The sequence below is a fragment of the Streptomyces sp. SGAir0957 genome (assembly GCF_043523415.1).
In genome coordinates this window covers 4,896,793-4,912,783 of the sequence record NZ_CP027293.1, presented here as the reverse complement: position 1 = coordinate 4,912,783, position 15,991 = coordinate 4,896,793, and the positions used below count along the sequence as shown (strand labels likewise).

Sequence of the window (15,991 nt, the reverse complement as noted above, 5' to 3'; positions counted from 1 at the left end):
GCGTGACGCTAGGCCGGAACCGAACGCTCCGACAACGGGCGATCTGGACATGGCGAACTCTTCGGGCCCTGCCCGAAACCCACGTCTCCCCCGTAACGTGAGCCGCACGCGATGGAAAGTGAGGAAAGCAGGCATGACCGGCATGGCTGGCACGTCCGAGCACACCCCGCTCGACCTCCCCGAGGGCGACCCCTTCGGCCCGCACAACCTCCCCTACGGAGTCTTCTCCGCCGGCCCGGACGGGGCTGCCGGTGGGCGCCGCGTCGGCGTCCGCGTCGGCGACCACGTCCTGGACGCGGGCGCGGCGGCCGCGGCGTTCGGCTTCCCGCACGCCGCGCTCCTGGCGGCGCCGACGCTCAACCCGCTCCTGGCGGCGGGCCGCGCCGTCTGGTCCGAGGTGCGCGCCGCGCTGATCTCCTGGGTGACGGAGCCCGCGCACCGCGCCACCGTCCTGCCCTTCCTGCGCCCCCTCTCCGAGGTCGATCTGCACCTGCCGTTCGAGGTCGCGGACTACGTCGACTTCTACGCCTCCGAGCACCACGCCTCGAACCTCGGCCGCCTCTTCCGCCCCGACGAGGAGCCGCTGAAGCCCAACTGGAAGCATCTGCCGGTGGGTTATCACGGCCGCGCCGGCACGGTCGTCGTCTCGGGGACGGATGTCGTACGCCCGTCCGGCCAGCGCAAGGGCCCGGCCGATCCGGCCCCGGTCTTCGGCCCGTCGGTCCGCCTCGACATCGAGACGGAGGTCGGCTACGTGGTCGGGGTCCCCTCCGCGCGGGGCACCGCCGTGCCGCTGTCCGCCTACCGCGACCACGTCTTCGGCATCTGCCTGCTCAACGACTGGTCGGCGCGTGACATCCAGTCCTGGGAGACGGTGCCGCTCGGCCCGCACCTGGGCAAGTCCTTCGCGACGTCGATCTCCGCGTGGATCACTCCGCTCGACGCGCTGGACGAGGCGCGGGTGCCCGCGCCGCCGCGCACGGTCCCGCTCCTGCCCTACCTGGACGACGCCGGCCCGTCCCTCGCCCCCGCCGGTTACGACCTGCGCATCACGGTCTCCCTGAACGGCCACACCATCTCCGAGCCCCCGTTCTCCGGCATGTACTGGACGGGCGCCCAGATGCTCGCCCACATGACGGTCAACGGGGCTTCGCTGCGCACCGGCGACCTCTACGGCTCCGGCACCATCAGCGGCCCCGGCGAACGGGAGCGCGGCTCCCTCATCGAGATGACCTGGAACGGTCAGCGGCCCCTCGAACTCCCCGACGGCAAACGGGGCTTCCTGGAGGACGGCGACGAGGTGACCCTGACGGCCTGGGCCCCGGGCCCGAACGGCACGAAGGTGGCCCTCGGCGAAGTAACAGGCAGGGTCGTGGCCCCCTAGGGACGCGGGGAACCGCGCGAGCGACCACCACGAACGAGCAACCCGCAAACGCACCGCACCCCCAACGGCGCACAGCGGCGCGGGCGCGGGTGGCACAACAACCCCACCCGCGCCCGAACCCCGCAGCTCACAGCCCCTCCGCCGGGGGCAATTGGTGGCGCAACACAACAGCAACACCACCCGGCCCCGACCACGGCTATCGTCCCTGCCATGCCCGCCGCAGACCGCGTACGAGACTCCACCGGGGCCGGGGCGACCACCGTCGCCGCCCGCCGCCGGCGGCTGCGCGCCGACCAGGCCCGGCAACTCGCCGACCTGCTCCGGCAGCAGATCCTCGCGGGCCGCTTCCCCGACGGCGTCCTGCCGCACGAGGAGAGCATCGGCGCCGACTACCGCGCCTCGCGCAACACCGTCCGGCAGGCGTTCGCGCTGCTGTGCGCGGAGGGGCTCGTGGCACGGCAGCCCGGCGTCGGCACGACCGTCTGCGCCCAGAAGAAGTACCCGCACGGCCTCGACCGGCTGATGGGCCTCGCGGAGACCCTGCACGAACACGGCCGGGTCACCAACGAGGTGCGCAGCGCCAGTACGGTCACCGCACCCGCCCCGGTCGCCGAACGCCTCGGCCTGGCGCCCGGCTCCGAGGTCCTCTACGTGGAGCGGCTGCGCCGCCTCGGCGGCCTGCCGCTCTCCCTCGACCTCACCTACGTGCCGCTCGACATCGGCGTCGAGCTGCTCGCCGCCGACCTGGAGAACACGGACGTCTTCCGGCTCCTGGAGACCATCACCGGGCAGCCGCTCGGCCACGCCGACATCACACTTGAGGCCGTCACCGCCGACGCGCACTCCGCCGGCGTCCTGCAGGCACCGCGCGGCGCCGCCGTGCTGATGCTGGAGCGCCTGACCCATCTGGCCGACGGGCGCCCCGTCGACCTGGAGTTCATCCGCTTCCGCGGCGACCGCATCACGATGAGCGGCCAGCTGCGCCGCGCCCGGTAGCCCTCTCCCGCTCGTACCCCCGCTCGTACCTTCCTGGAGACAGCCATGCCCTTGGCGCCCCAGCGGGCCGACGTGCCCGTGACCATCGACGAGTCGAAGTGCATCGACGGCTGCACGCTCTGCGTCGACATGTGCCCCCTCGACTCCCTCGCCATCCACGAGGACAGCGGCAAGGCCTACATGCACGTCGACGAGTGCTGGTACTGCGGCCCGTGCGCGGCCCGCTGTCCCACCGGAGCCGTCACGGTCAACATGCCCTATCTGCTCCGGTGAGAGGCCCGAACCCCCATGACCCGAACCCGCACGAAACGTCCCGTAGTTGAACGGCGCGCGGTCGTCGCCGCGGCCGCGCTCGCGCTGCTCTCCCCGCTGACCGCCTGCGGCGGCTCCGCGTCGGCGGGCGACGGCAGGACGGTCACCGTGACCGTCGGCTACCAGTCGAAAACCATCAACACGGTCACGGCGGGCACGCTGCTCCGCTCCCTCGGCTCGTTCGAACGCGAGCTGAGGACGCTCGGCGCCAAGGACGGCCGCACCTACAAGGTGAAGTGGGAGGACTACGCGACGGGCGCCCCGATCACCGCCCAGATGACCGCCGGAAAGATCGACATCGGCTCGATGGGGGACTTCCCGCTGCTGCTCAACGCGGCCCGCGGCAAGCAGCTCGGCCGCCCGACCAAGCTCGTCTCGGTCACCGGGTACAACCTGCGCGGCGGCCTCAACACCGTCGTCACCGCGCCGGACTCGCCTCTGGAGGACCTGGCCGACCTGCGCGGCAAGAAGGTCTCCACCAGCATCGGTTCGGCCGCGGACGGCACCCTCGTACGGGCTTTGCGGCGTGCGGGGCTCGATCCCGACAAGGACATCCGCAAGCTCAACCAGCAGCCCGCCGTGGGTGCCTCGGCGCTGTCGGCGGGCAGCGCCGACGCGCTGTCGCAGTTCGTGGCGTGGCCCGGTCTGCTCGCCCACCAGGGCAAGGCGAAGGCGCTGTACGACGGCGCCGAGCTGAACCTGCCCACCTTCCACGGCGTCACCGCCCGCGAGGACTTCGCCGAGGAGCGGCCCGCCGTCCTGGAGGCGTTCCTGCGGGCGCAGAAGAACGCGACGGACTACCTGAACGAGCATCCGGTGCCCGCGGCCGAGAAGGTCGCGCGGGCGACGGGGCTCCCGGCCGAGGTCGTCCTGCTCTACAACGGCGCCCAGGGCATCGCCACCTTCGACCCGTCCCTCAAGCCGCGCCTCGTCGCCGCCCTGAAGAAGGACGTGCCGATCCTGAAGGCGGCGAAACTCGTCGGCGACGTGGACGTGGACTCGTTCGTCGACGACCGCTACGCGCGCCGCGCCCTGGGCTCCGCCCCGTACACCGAGCTGCTCTCCGCCACGGCGCCCCGACCGCGCCCCGAGGTGTGGGAGAAGGGCGCGACCGAGACGCGGACCTTCGGCTCGCCGACGGAGCTGCTGCGCCACGTGTCCACGCACGCGAAGTCCGTACGCGCCGCCTACGTGCCCGACACCCGCACCGGCACCCTCTGGTTCGCCGACCGGGCGGTGTGGGTCGCCGACGGCTCCGCCCTGCTGCCGTTCGTCACGGGCGCGGGGGCGCGGACGTACCTGGCCGCTCATCCCGGTGCCGCCCTGCTCGACTCGTACGCGGACGCCCTGCGGCGGGCCGCGTCATGAGGCGGTACGGACGACCGGCCCGGTACGCGCTGCGCCTCGCCTCCCTGGCCGCCGCGCTCGCCGTATGGCAGCTGCTGACCGCGCGGGACGTCGATCTGTGGCTGCGCTTCTCGCAGTTCCCGACCGTCACCGACGTGGCGCGGGCCTTCGGGGACCGGCTCGGCACCGGCGCCTACTGGCAGGACGTGACGGACAGCCTACGGCGGATCGCGACGGGCTTCGTGCTCGCCGCCCTCGCCGGGGTCGCCGCCGGCACGGCCGTGGCCCGCTCGCGCCTTGCCGAGGATCTGCTCGGGCCGCTGCTCGAAGTGGTCCGGCCGGTCCCGGCGATCGCGCTCGTGCCCGTCGCGATCCTGCTGTTCCCCAGCAATGAGCAGGGCATCGTGTTCATCACCGGCGTCGCCGCCTTCTTCCCCGTCCTCGTCGCCACGCGGCACGCCGTACGGGCGTCGAACCCCGTCTGGGAGGAGGCCGTGCGCACCATGGGCGCGAGCCGCCTGCGGGTCCTGCGCTCCGTGGTCCTGCCGGGCGCGCTGCCCGGCATCCTCGGGGGCCTGTCCGTCGGGGTCGGCGTCTCCTGGATCTGTGTCATCTCGGCGGAGATGATCTCCGGCGAGTACGGCGTCGGCTACCGGACCTGGCAGGACTACACGGTCGTCGACTACCCCGGTGTCTTCGTCGGCATGGCCACCATCGGCGCCCTCGGCTGGGCCACCTCCACCGCCGTCGAACTGGCCGGCCGCCGCCTGACGCACTGGCTGCCCGGCCGCACCTCCAGCGCCTCCGCCCGCGGAAAGGACCCGGTGAGCCATGCGCCGCAGACCGTCTGACCCGGGGGCCGCGCCCGTGGGTACCCCCGCCCCGCCGGAGGCCACCGGCACCCACATCGTCCTGCGGGACGTCTCCCTCGGGCGGCCCGGCGCCGCCGTGCTCGACGGGGTCTCGGTGGAGGTGCCGCCCGGACAGGTGCTGACCGTCGTCGGTCCCTCGGGCTGCGGCAAGTCGACCCTGCTGCGCACCCTCGCCGGGCTCCTCCCGCCCCTCTCGGGGGAGATCACCGTGGACGGCGCCCCGGTGCGCGGGCCCGGTGCCGAACGCGCCCTCGTCTTCCAGGAGGACGCCACCCTCCCCTGGCGCACCCTGCGCGCCAACGTCGAACTCCCCCTCGCCGTCGCGGGAACGGGCCGCGCCGAACGCCGCGCCCGCGCCGCCCACTGGCTGACCCGCGTCGGACTCGACGGCCTCGGACGCCGCCTCCCGCACCAGGTCTCCGGCGGGCAGCGCCAGCGCGTCCAGCTCGCCAGGGCCCTCGCGGGCGCGCCCCGTGCCGTCCTCATGGACGAGCCGTTCGGTGCGCTCGACGCCCGCACCAGGGCCGGGATGCAGGACCTCCTCGTCGACGTGTGGCGGGACACCGGCGCGAGCGTCGTCTTCGTCACCCACGACATCGACGAGGCCCTCTTCCTCGGCGACCGCGTCGCCCTGCTCGACGCGAGCCGCCTCACCGCCGTCCACGACGTGCCGCATCCGCGCGTGCGTGCCGCCGCCGACAGCCCGGCGACGACGGAGCTGCGGGCCGCCGTGCTGGCCGCGCTCGGCGCGCACCCCCTCCAAGAAGCCCCGCTTTCGTGAAAGGCCCCGCCGTGCAGACCACCATGGAGATCCCCGCACTCGCCGACGCCGAGGAGCTGTCCTGCGACGTCCTCGTCATCGGCGGCGGCACCGCGGGCACCATGGCCGCGCTGACCGCCGCCGAGCAGGGCGCGCGGGTGCTGCTCCTGGAGAAGGCGCACGTCCGGCACTCGGGCGCGCTTGCGATGGGCATGGACGGCGTCAACAACGCGGTCATCCCCGGCCGCGCCGAACCCGACGACTACGTCGCGGAGATCACCCGCGCCAACGACGGCATCGTCGACCAGTCCACCGTCCGCCAGACGGCGACCCGCGGCTTCGACATGGTGCGCCGCCTGGAGTCGTACGGCGTGAAGTTCGACAAGGACGAGCACGGCGAGTACGCGGTCCGCCAGGTGCACCGCTCCGGCTCCTACGTGCTGCCCATGCCGGAGGGCAAGGACGTCAAGAAGGTCCTGTACCGGCAGCTGCGGCGGCGCGAGATGCGCGAACGGATCCGCATCGAGAACCGGGTCATGCCGGTCCGCGTCCTCACCGCCGCCGACGGCCGTGCGGTGGGCGCGGCCGGATTCAACACCCGCACCGGCCGGTTCGTCGCCGTCCGCGCGGGCGCCGTCATCCTCGCCACGGGCGCGTGCGGCCGCCTCGGCCTGCCCGCCAGCGGCTACCTCTACGGCACCTACGAGAACCCCACCAACGCCGGTGACGGCTACGCCATGGCCTACCACGCGGGCGCCGCCCTCACCGGCATCGAGTGCTTCCAGATCAACCCGCTGATCAAGGACTACAACGGCCCGGCCTGCGCCTACGTCGCCAACCCCTTCGGCGGCTACCAGGTCAACCGGCACGGCGAACGCTTCGTCGACTCCGACTACTGGTCCGGCCAGATGATGACGGAGTTCGCCGCCGAGGTGGACTCCGACCGCGGCCCCGTCTACCTCAAACTGAGCCACCTCCCCGAGGAGTCCGTCACCGCCCTCGAATCCATCCTGCACACCACCGAACGCCCCACCCGCGCCACCTTCCACGCCGGCCGCGGCCACGACTACCGCACCCACGACATCGAGATGCACATCTCCGAGATCGGCCTGTGCGGCGGCCACTCCGCCTCCGGCGTCCGCGTCGACGCCCACGCCCGGACCACCGTGCCCCGCCTCTACGCCGCCGGTGACCTGGCCTGCGTCCCGCACAACTACATGATCGGCGCCTTCGTCTTCGGCGACCTCGCGGGCCTCGACGCCGCCCAGTACCCCTGCTACGAGGGCGAACTGCCGCCGGACCAGCTGCGCGCGGCGCACGAGCTGATCTACCGCCCGCTGCGCCATCCGGACGGCCCGCCGCAGCCCCAGGTCGAGTACAAGCTGCGCCGCTTCGTGAACGACTACGTGGCGCCGCCCAAGACCGGCGCGCGGCTCTCCCTCGCCGTCGAGCACTTCGACCGTATGCGGGCCGACATCGCCGCCATGGGCGCCCGCACCCCGCACGAGTTGATGCGGTGCGCCGAGGTCTCCTTCATCCGCGACTGCGCCGAGATGGCCGCCCGCTCCTCCCTCGCCCGCACCGAGTCGCGCTGGGGCCTCTACCACGAGCGCACCGACCATCCGGCGCGCGACGACGCCCAGTGGTTCCACCACCTCGACCTCCACAAGTCCCCCGTCGGCGCCATGGAGTTCACGGCGCGCCCCGTCGATCCCTACGTCGTCCCCGTCGACGGCCTCACACCGCCCGGTGGCACCTCCCGCCACCTGGGCGAGGTCCATCCGCTCCCGGTCGCCACGGCGGGCGCCCGCGAGGTGGCCCCGATCGGCTCCGCCGCCCTCACGCGCCCCACGGACCGCACGCCCGGCACCACCACCCCCGTCTCCCACTCGCCCCGCATCCTCGAACTCAACGCCCTCGCCGAACGCGACCCCGAACTCGCCGACCTCACCCCCTACTTGGCAGATCCCGACCCCGCCGTACGGAGGGCGGCGATCGCCACGCTCACCGAGACCGCCCCGGCCGGGACCGGCCCCGCCCTCGCCGCTGCCCTCGGCGACGGGACGCCCGGGGTACGGGCCGCCGCCTGCGCCTCCCTGCGCGAACTCGTCGAAGTCCTGCCCCCGTCCCCCGAGTTGAGTGCCGCCCTCCTCGGCTGCCTCACCCACGACGACCCCCTGGTGCGGGCCACCGCCCTCGACACGCTGCGCGCCCTGCGCCTGGGCAGCGCCGCCGACCATCGCCCCCTCCTGCGCGACCCGGACATCGAGGTCCGCATCGCCGCCGTACGCGCCCTCGTCTCCGTCGACGCCCTGGATGTGCTGGCCTCGGCCGTGGACGACCCGGCGCGCGAGGTACGCATGGCCGTCGCCCGCGGCCTGGCCTCCCCCGGCGCCCTGGCACCCCTCCTCGCCGACCCGGACGCCCTGGTCCGCGCGGCGGCCTTCACCACGCTGGGCCGCGTCGGCTGCCGGCCCCCGTACGAGGCGGCGGCCGTCGCGGGCCTTTCCGACCCGGCCTGGCAGGTGCGCGCGGGCTCGGCCACGGCGCTCGGCGCCGCCACCGGCTCCGCCCCCGCGATCGAGGCACTGGCCGATGCCCTGGCGGACGCCAACGCCGACGTCCGCAAGGCCGCCGTCCTCGCCCTGCGCCGTCACGCCCCCACCGCACCGTCCGCCCGGACGGCCCTGGCGACGGCCGCGAAGGACTCGGACGCGGACGTCAGGGCGTACGCGACCCGCAGCGTCTGAGACGTACGCGGGACGCGGCCCCGAGTCTGAGCTGTACGTGGGACGCGGCCCCGAGTCTGAGCTGTACGTGGGACGCGGCACCGCGTCCGAGCTGTACGTGGGACGCGGCACCGCGTCCGAGCTGTACGTGGGACGCGGCACCGCGTCCGAGCTGTACGTGGGACGCGGCATCGCAGGCCCGGGTCCGGGCCCGGGGCCGGGGCCGGGGCCGGACCTGGTTCCGGCCCCGCACCACGACCATGTCCTCGCGGCCCCCGGTCACCAGTCGACCTCCTCGGGCTCCGGCTCGGGCCCGAAGTCCGGCTCGGGCCCGAAGTCCGCGTCGGGGTCCGGCCCCGCAGCCCCCGCGGCCGGGCCGGGTGCCGGGCCGTCGCCGGCGCCGTCGAGCCCTGCCAGGACCGCGAGGACCCCCTCGCCCCACGTCGCCAGCTTCTTCTCGCCGACCCCGCCGATCGTGCCCAACTGGGCCAGGGACGTGGGCCGTTGCTGCGCGATCTCCTTGAGCGTCGCGTCGTGGAAGATGACGTACGCCGGGACCCCGTTCTCCTTCGCCTGCGTGCCGCGCCACGCGCGCAGCGCCTCGAAGACCGGCATCAGCTCCTGCGGCAGGTCGGCCGCGGGCGACTTGGCCTTGCGCTCGCGCGAGGACGTCCGGGCCGCCGCGGGCCTCGGCGCCTCCTTGCGCAGCCGCACCTCCCGCTGCCGTCCAAGGACGCTCGCGCTCTCCTCGGTGAGCACCAGCGTCCCGTACTCGCCCTCGACCGCGATGAGTCCCTGTGCGAGGAGCTGGCGCACCACGCCCCGCCACTCGGCCTCGCTCAGGTCCGCGCCGATGCCGAAGACGGAGAGCTGGTCGTGGTCGAACTGGATGACCTTCGCGGTGCGCCGGCCGAGCAGGATGTCGATGATCTGACCCGCGCCGAACTTCTGCCTCCGCTCCCGGTCGAGCCGGACCACCGTGGAGAGGATCTTCTGCGCGGCGACCGTGCCGTCCCAGGTCTCGGGCGGGCTGAGGCAGGTGTCGCAGTTCCCGCAGTCCGCCGCCTGCGGGTCCTGGCCGAAGTACTGGAGCAGCTGTGACCTGCGGCACTGGGCCGTCTCGCAGAGCGCCAGCATCGCGTCGAGGTGGGAGGAGGCCCGGCGGCGGAACGCCTCGTCCCCCTCCCCCATGTTGATCAGTTTCCGCTGCTGGACGACGTCCTGGAGCCCGTACGCCATCCATGCCGTGGACGGCAGCCCGTCGCGCCCGGCGCGGCCGGTCTCCTGGTAGTAGCCCTCGACGGACTTCGGCAGGTCGAGGTGGGCGACGAAGCGGACGTCCGGCTTGTCGATGCCCATGCCGAACGCGATGGTCGCGCAGACGACCAGGCCCTCCTCGCGCAGGAACCGGGACTGGTGCGCCTGGCGCGTGCCCGCGTCGAGGCCCGCGTGGTACGGCACGGCCTCGATGCCGTTCTTGCTGAGGAACTCGGCGGTCGCCTCGACCGACTTGCGCGACAGGCAGTAGACGATGCCCGCGTCGCCCTCGTGCTCCTGCTTGAGGAAGGTCAGGAGCTGCTTCTTCGGTTCGGCCTTGCCGACGATCCGGTACTGGATGTTGGGCCGGTCGAAGCTGGCGACGAAGTGCTTGGCGTCGGGCATCCCCAGGCGCTGGGTGATCTCCTGGTGCGTCGCGTGCGTCGCCGTCGCGGTCAGCGCGATGCGCGGCACGTCGGGCCAGCGCTGTCCGAGGACGGAGAGCGCCAGGTAGTCGGGGCGGAAGTCGTGCCCCCACTGGGCCACGCAGTGCGCCTCGTCGATGGCGAAGACGGAGATCTTGCCGCGCGAGAGCAGGTCGAGGGTGGAGTCGAGCCGCAGCCGCTCGGGCGCCAGATAGATGACGTCCAGCTCACCCGCGAGGAACTCGGCCTCGACGGTGCGCCGCTCGTCGAAGTCCTGCGTCGAGTTCATGAACCCGGCGCGCACACCGAGCGCCCGCAGCGCGTCCACCTGGTCCTGCATGAGCGCGATCAGCGGCGAGACGACGACGCCCGTACCTGGTCTGACCAGGGCCGGGATCTGGTAGCAGAGGGATTTGCCGCCGCCGGTCGGCATGAGGACGACGGCGTCCCCGCCACCGACCACGTGCTCGATGACCGCTTCCTGCTCGCCGCGGAACGCGTCGTACCCGAAGACGCGGTGCAGCGTGGCCAGCGCCTCGCTCTCGGTCATCTCGCTCATACCCTCAGTCCCGTCCATCGTGTCGACCACCTCAGCAACCATAGGGGTCCGGGCCGACAGCCCACGAAGTTATCCACAGGCTCGGGACGGCGAAGCGCCCGGCACCCCTCGTGAGGGACGCCGGGCGCTTCGAGAAGCGGCTGTCGCTACCGCACGAAGACCCCCGCCTGGCTCGCCAGGTCCAGGAAGTACTGCGGCGCGAGGCCGAGCACGACGGTGACCGCGACGCCCACCGCGATCGTCGTCATGGTCAGCGGCGACGGCACGGCCACGGTCGGCCCGTCCGCCTTCGGCTCGCTGAAGAACATGACGACGATCACCCGGATGTAGAAGAACGCGGCGATCGCCGACGACACCACACCGACCACGACGAGCGCGCCCGCGCCGCCCTCCGCCGCCGCCTTGAACACGGCGAACTTCCCCGCGAACCCGGAGGTCAGCGGGATGCCTGCGAAGGCGAGCAGGAAGACCGCGAAGACGGCCGCGACCAGCGGGGAGCGGCGGCCGAGCCCCGCCCACTTGGACAGGTGCGTCGCCTCGCCGCCCGCGTCGCGCACCAGCGTCACCACGGCGAAGGCACCGATCGTGACGAAGGAGTACGCGCCCAGGTAGAAGAGGACCGACGAGACGCCGTCCGGGGTGGTCGCGATGACACCCGCGAGGATGAACCCGGCGTGCGCGATCGACGAGTACGCCAGAAGCCGCTTGATGTCGGTCTGCGTGATCGCGACGATCGCGCCGGCCAGCATCGTGACGATGGCGACGGCCCACATGACCGGCCGCCAGTCCCAGCGCAGTCCGGGCAGGACCACGTAGAGCAGGCGCAGGAGCGCGCCGAACGCGGCGACCTTGGTGGCCGCCGCCATGAACCCGGTGACCGGGGTCGGGGCGCCCTGGTAGACGTCCGGCGTCCACATGTGGAAGGGCACGGCGCCGACCTTGAAGAGCAGGCCCATGACGACGAGCGCCATGCCGATGAGCAGCAGCGCGTCATTGCCCATGGTGTCGGCGAGCGCCGGGTCGATGTCGGTCACCGAGCCGTCGGCGACGCTCGCGATGGTGGCGTACGAGACGGAGCCCGCGTAGCCGTACAGGAGCGCGATGCCGAACAGGGTGAAGGCCGAGGCGAAGGCGCCGAGCAGGAAGTACTTGACGGCGGCCTCCTGCGACATGAGCCGCTTGCGGCGGGCCACGGCGCACAGCAGGTACAGCGGGAGGGAGAAGACCTCCAGGGCGATGAAGAGCGTCAGGAGGTCGTTGGCCGCCGGGAAGACCAGCATGCCGCCGATCGCGAAGAGCACCAGCGGGAAGACCTCGGTGGTCGTGAAGCCCGCCTTGACCGCGGCTTTCTCGCTGTCGCTGCCCGGCACGGAGGCGGCCTGCGCGGCGAAGGAGTCGACGCGGTTGCCGTGCGCCTCCGGGTCGAGCCGCCGCTCGGCGAAGGTGAAGACCGCGACGATGCCCGCGAGCAGGATGGTGCCCTGCAGGAAGAGGGCCGGGCCGTCGACGGCGATCGCGCCCATGGCCGCGATGTGCGCCTTGGTGGTGCCGTACCCGCCGGCCGCGAGCGCCACGACGGCCGCGAAGGCGGCGGCGAGCGCGACGACCGACAGGAACACCTGCACGTAGTAACGGGACTTGCGGGGCACGAACGCCTCGACCAGGACCCCCAGGACGGCGGCACCGATGACGATCAAGGTCGGGGACAATTGCCCGTACTCGATCTTCGGTGCGTCGATCTTGGAGATTGGATCGGCGGCAGTTGTCCACAGGCTGTGGACGGCAGATGCGCTCACTTGTGGGCCGCCTCCACTTCCGGCTTCGGGTCCTTCTTCTGGACGTCGGACATGGTGTGCTTGACCGCCGGGTTCACCAGCTCGGTGAGCGGCTTCGGATAGACACCGAGGAAGATCAGTACGGCGATCAGCGGGACGACCACCGCCAGCTCACGCACGCGCAGGTCCGCGATGCCCTCGGTCGACGGCTTCACCGGCCCGGTCATCGTGCGCTGGTAGAGCACCAGCGTGTAGAGCGCGGCCAGGACGATGCCGACGGTGGCGATGATGCCGATGACCGGGTAGCGCGAGAACGTGCCGACCAGGACGAGGAACTCGCTCACGAACGGGGCGAGCCCCGGCAGCGAGAGCGTCGCGAGGCCGCCGATCAGGAACGTGCCCGCGAGGACCGGGGCGACCTTCTGCACGCCGCCGTAGTCCGCGATGAGCCGCGAGCCGCGCCGCGAGATCAGGAACCCGGCGACGAGCATCAGCGCCGCCGTCGAGATGCCGTGGTTGACCATGTAGAGCGTCGCGCCGGACTGGCCCTGGCTGGTCATCGCGAAGATGCCCATGATGATGAAGCCGAAGTGCGAGATCGACGCGTACGCGACCAGGCGCTTGATGTCGCGCTGGCCGACCGCGAGCAGGGCCCCGTAGACGATGCTGATCAGGGCGAGCACCAGGATGACCGGCGTCGCCCACTTGCTCGCCTCCGGGAAGAGCTGGAGGCAGAAGCGGAGCATCGCGAACGTGCCGACCTTGTCGACCACCGCCGTGATCAGCACGGCGACCGGGGCCGTGGCCTCGCCCATCGCGTTCGGCAGCCAGGTGTGCAGCGGCCACAGCGGGGCCTTCACCGCGAAGGCGAAGAAGAAGCCGAGGAAGAGCCAGCGTTCGGTGGTGGTCGCCATGTCGAGCGAACCGTTCGCCCGCGCCTCGGCGATCTCCTGGAGCGAGAAGTTCCCCGCGACCACGTAGAGGCCGATGACGGCCGCCAGCATGATCAGGCCGCCGACCAGGTTGTAGAGGAGGAACTTGACCGCCGCGTACGAGCGCTGGGTCGCCGCCTCCTTCTCGCCGTGCGGGCCCGCGCGGTCGCCGAAGCCGCCGATGAGGAAGTACATCGGGATGAGCATGGCTTCGAAGAAGATGTAGAAGAGAAAGACGTCCGTGGCCTCGAAGGAGATGATCACCATCGCCTCGACCAGGAGGATCAGGGCGAAGAAGCCCTGCGTCGGACGCCACCGGCCCGCGGCGACGCTGCGGGACTCGGCCCCCGTCTCCTGCGGGTCCGCGTCGTGCCACCCGGCGAGGATCACGAACGGGATGAGCAGCGCGGTCAGGGCGACCAGCGCCACCCCGATGCCGTCCACGCCCAGTTCGTAGCGGACGCCGATGTCGGCGATCCACGCGTGCGATTCGGTCAGTTGGTAGCGGCCGCCGTCCGGGTCGAACCGGACCGCGACGAACGCCGCGAGGACGAGCGTCCCGAGGGAGACGAGCAGGGCGAGCCACTTGGCCGCGGTGCGCTGTTTCGCCGGCACGGCGGCCGTGGCGATCGCGCCCACGGCCGGGAGCACCGCCGTCGCTGTCAGCAGAGGAAAGGACATCGGTATCAGACCGCCCTCATCAGCAGGGTCACGGCGGTGATGACCGCCGCACCGCCGAACATCGAGACGGCGTACGAGCGCACGTAGCCGTTCTGGAGCTTGCGCAGCCGGCCCGAGAGGCCGCCCACCGACGCCGCCGTCCCGTTGACCACCCCGTCGACCAGGGTGTGGTCGACGTAGACGAGCGAGCGCGTGAGGTGCTCGCCGCCGCGGACGAGGACGACGTGGTTGAAGTCGTCCTGGAGCAGGTCCCGGCGGGCCGCCCGGGTGAGCAGCGAGCCGCGCGGGGCGACCACCGGCACCTCCTTGCGCCCGTACTGGAGCCAGGCGACGCCGACGCCGATGACGAGGCACACCATGGTGGCGCCCGTGACGACGCCCGCGCTGATCGGCGCGTGCCCGTGGGAGTGCCCGGTGACCGGCTCCAGCCAGTGCAGGAAGCGGTCGCCGATGGAGAAGAAGCCGCCCGCGAAGACCGAGCCGACGGCCAGCAGGATCATCGGGATCGTCATGGACGAGGGCGACTCGTGCGGATGCGGCTCGTCGTGCGCGCCGCGCGTCTCGGCGGCGGGCTCGGCGCCGGGCTGCTCCGGCGAGGCGGTGGCGCGGTTCTTCCAGCGCTCCTCACCGAAGAACGTCATGATCATCACGCGGGTCATGTAGAACGCGGTGATGGCCGCGCCCAGCAGGGCGACGGAGCCGAGGATCCAGCCCTCCGTGCCGCCCTTGGCGAAGGCCGCCTCGATGATCTTGTCCTTGGAGAAGAAGCCGGACAGGCCCGGGAAGCCGATGATGGCGAGGTAGCCGAGGCCGAACGTCACGAAGGTGACCGGCATGTACTTCCTGAGGCCGCCGTACTTGCGCATGTCGACCTCGTCGTTCATGCCGTGCATGACCGAACCGGCGCCGAGGAAGAGCCCGGCCTTGAAGAAGCCGTGCGTCACCAGGTGCATGATCGCGAAGACGTAGCCGATCGGGCCGAGGCCCGCGGCGAGGATCATGTAGCCGATCTGCGACATCGTCGAGCCCGCGAGGGCCTTCTTGATGTCGTCCTTGGCGCAACCGACGATCGCACCGAAGAGGAGCGTGACCGCGCCGACGATGGTGACGACCAACTGCGCGTCCGGCGCCGCGTTGAACAGCGCCCCGGAGCGGACGATCAGGTACACGCCCGCGGTCACCATGGTCGCGGCGTGGATGAGGGCCGAGACCGGGGTCGGGCCCTCCATCGCGTCCCCGAGCCAGGACTGGAGCGGGACCTGCGCCGACTTGCCGCACGCGGCGAGCAGCAGCATCAGGCCGATCGCGGTCAGCTTGCCCTCGGAGGTGTCACCGACGCTGCCGAGCACAGGGCCGAAGGCGAACGTCCCGAAGGTGGTGAACATCAGCATGATGGCGATCGAAAGGCCCATGTCGCCGACGCGGTTGACCAGGAACGCCTTCTTCGCGGCGGTGGCCGCGCTCGGCTTGTGCTGCCAGAAGCCGATGAGGAGGTACGAGGCGAGGCCCACGCCCTCCCAGCCGACGTACAGGAGCAGGTAGTTGTCGGCGATGACGAGGAGGAGCATCGCCGCGACGAACAGGTTCAGGTAGCCGAAGAAGCGGCGGCGCCGCTCGTCGTGCTCCATGTAGCCGATCGAGTACAGGTGGATCAGCGTGCCGACGCCGGAGATCAGCAGGACGAACGTCATGGACAGCTGGTCGAGCTGGAAGGCGACGTCGGCCTGGAACCCCTCGACGGGGATCCAGCTGAACAGGTGCTGGTGGAGGGTGCGGTCCTCCGCGCCCTTGCCGAGCATGTCGGTGAAGAGCACGGCGGCGATCACGAAGGAGACGGCCGCGAGCAGGGTGCCGAGCAGGTGGCCCACCCGGTCCAGGGCCCGGCCGCCGCACAGCAGGACGGCCGCTCCGAGCAGGGGCGCCGCTACGAGCAGCGCGATCAGGTTCTCTGCGTTCATGTGG

11 protein-coding genes are annotated in these 15,991 nt (G+C 72.0%); 7 read left to right on the top strand and 4 right to left on the bottom strand.

Features of this window, described 5'->3' with window-relative positions:
• Positions 1-133: 133 nt before the first annotated feature.
• From fahA to C1N81_RS26875, 7 genes are all read left to right on the top strand, one after another.
• On the top strand, positions 134-1,384 hold the full coding sequence (fahA, locus tag C1N81_RS26905; RefSeq protein ID WP_394433304.1) for a fumarylacetoacetase: 1,251 nt from the start codon (positions 134-136) through the stop codon (positions 1,382-1,384).
• Positions 1,385-1,594: 210 nt separating this feature from the next.
• Positions 1,595-2,380 (top strand): GntR family transcriptional regulator, encoded by a 786-nt coding sequence (locus tag C1N81_RS26900; protein WP_394433302.1) that lies wholly within the window; start codon positions 1,595-1,597, stop codon positions 2,378-2,380.
• 45 nt (positions 2,381-2,425) lie between these two features.
• Positions 2,426-2,653, top strand: a complete 228-nt coding sequence (locus C1N81_RS26895; protein WP_394433300.1) for a 4Fe-4S dicluster domain-containing protein — start codon at positions 2,426-2,428, stop codon at positions 2,651-2,653.
• A 15-nt stretch (positions 2,654-2,668) separates the two neighbouring features.
• The gene (locus tag C1N81_RS26890; RefSeq protein WP_394433298.1) at positions 2,669-4,060 is read left to right on the top strand and encodes an ABC transporter substrate-binding protein; all 1,392 of its coding nucleotides are present in this window, start codon (positions 2,669-2,671) and stop codon (positions 4,058-4,060) included.
• Complete coding sequence (locus C1N81_RS26885) at positions 4,057-4,890, top strand: ABC transporter permease (RefSeq protein ID WP_394433296.1); 834 nt, start codon at positions 4,057-4,059, stop codon at positions 4,888-4,890. Before C1N81_RS26890 ends, C1N81_RS26885 begins: the two co-directional genes overlap by 4 nt.
• Positions 4,871-5,692 carry an ABC transporter ATP-binding protein gene (locus tag C1N81_RS26880; protein ID WP_394433294.1) on the top strand — a complete coding sequence of 274 codons (822 nt, stop codon included), beginning with the start codon at positions 4,871-4,873 and terminating at the stop codon, positions 5,690-5,692. The genes C1N81_RS26885 and C1N81_RS26880 overlap by 20 nt, the downstream gene beginning before the upstream one ends.
• 23 nt (positions 5,693-5,715) lie before the next feature.
• Complete coding sequence (locus C1N81_RS26875) at positions 5,716-8,421, top strand: fumarate reductase/succinate dehydrogenase flavoprotein subunit (protein ID WP_394438255.1); 2,706 nt, start codon at positions 5,716-5,718, stop codon at positions 8,419-8,421.
• 258 nt (positions 8,422-8,679) lie between these two features.
• On the opposite strand, the gene recQ is transcribed toward C1N81_RS26875, so the two are convergent.
• From recQ to nuoL, 4 genes are all read right to left on the bottom strand, one after another.
• Entirely contained in the window at positions 8,680-10,641 is a 1,962-nt protein-coding gene (gene recQ / locus C1N81_RS26870) for a DNA helicase RecQ (protein ID WP_394433292.1), read from the bottom strand.
• A 146-nt stretch (positions 10,642-10,787) separates the two neighbouring features.
• Positions 10,788-12,437: an NADH-quinone oxidoreductase subunit NuoN gene (nuoN, locus tag C1N81_RS26865; protein WP_394433290.1), complete on the bottom strand. Its 1,650-nt coding sequence runs from the start codon at positions 12,435-12,437 to the stop codon at positions 10,788-10,790.
• The gene (locus tag C1N81_RS26860; protein WP_394433288.1) at positions 12,434-14,029 is read right to left on the bottom strand and encodes an NADH-quinone oxidoreductase subunit M; all 1,596 of its coding nucleotides are present in this window, start codon (positions 14,027-14,029) and stop codon (positions 12,434-12,436) included. Before C1N81_RS26860 ends, nuoN begins: the two co-directional genes overlap by 4 nt.
• 5 nt (positions 14,030-14,034) lie before the next feature.
• Positions 14,035-15,987 (bottom strand): NADH-quinone oxidoreductase subunit L, encoded by a 1,953-nt coding sequence (gene nuoL / locus C1N81_RS26855; RefSeq protein ID WP_394433286.1) that lies wholly within the window; start codon positions 15,985-15,987, stop codon positions 14,035-14,037.
• Between the last annotated feature and the right edge of the window lie 4 nt (positions 15,988-15,991).

What these genes read in the sequence shown, in the direction of transcription:
- recQ (WP_394433292.1), bottom strand. Translation starts at nt 10,641, where the DNA reads ATGAGCGAGATGACCGAGAGCGAGGCGCTGGCCACGCTGCACCGCGTC.
- C1N81_RS26880 (WP_394433294.1), top strand. Translation starts at nt 4,871, where the DNA reads ATGCGCCGCAGACCGTCTGACCCGGGGGCCGCGCCCGTGGGTACCCCC.
- C1N81_RS26875 (WP_394438255.1), top strand. Translation starts at nt 5,716, where the DNA reads ATGGAGATCCCCGCACTCGCCGACGCCGAGGAGCTGTCCTGCGACGTC.
- fahA (WP_394433304.1), top strand. Translation starts at nt 134, where the DNA reads ATGACCGGCATGGCTGGCACGTCCGAGCACACCCCGCTCGACCTCCCC.
- C1N81_RS26895 (WP_394433300.1), top strand. Translation starts at nt 2,426, where the DNA reads ATGCCCTTGGCGCCCCAGCGGGCCGACGTGCCCGTGACCATCGACGAG.
- C1N81_RS26890 (WP_394433298.1), top strand. Translation starts at nt 2,669, where the DNA reads ATGACCCGAACCCGCACGAAACGTCCCGTAGTTGAACGGCGCGCGGTC.
- C1N81_RS26900 (WP_394433302.1), top strand. Translation starts at nt 1,595, where the DNA reads ATGCCCGCCGCAGACCGCGTACGAGACTCCACCGGGGCCGGGGCGACC.
- C1N81_RS26860 (WP_394433288.1), bottom strand. Translation starts at nt 14,029, where the DNA reads ATGTCCTTTCCTCTGCTGACAGCGACGGCGGTGCTCCCGGCCGTGGGC.
- nuoL (WP_394433286.1), bottom strand. Translation starts at nt 15,987, where the DNA reads ATGAACGCAGAGAACCTGATCGCGCTGCTCGTAGCGGCGCCCCTGCTC.
- C1N81_RS26885 (WP_394433296.1), top strand. Translation starts at nt 4,057, where the DNA reads ATGAGGCGGTACGGACGACCGGCCCGGTACGCGCTGCGCCTCGCCTCC.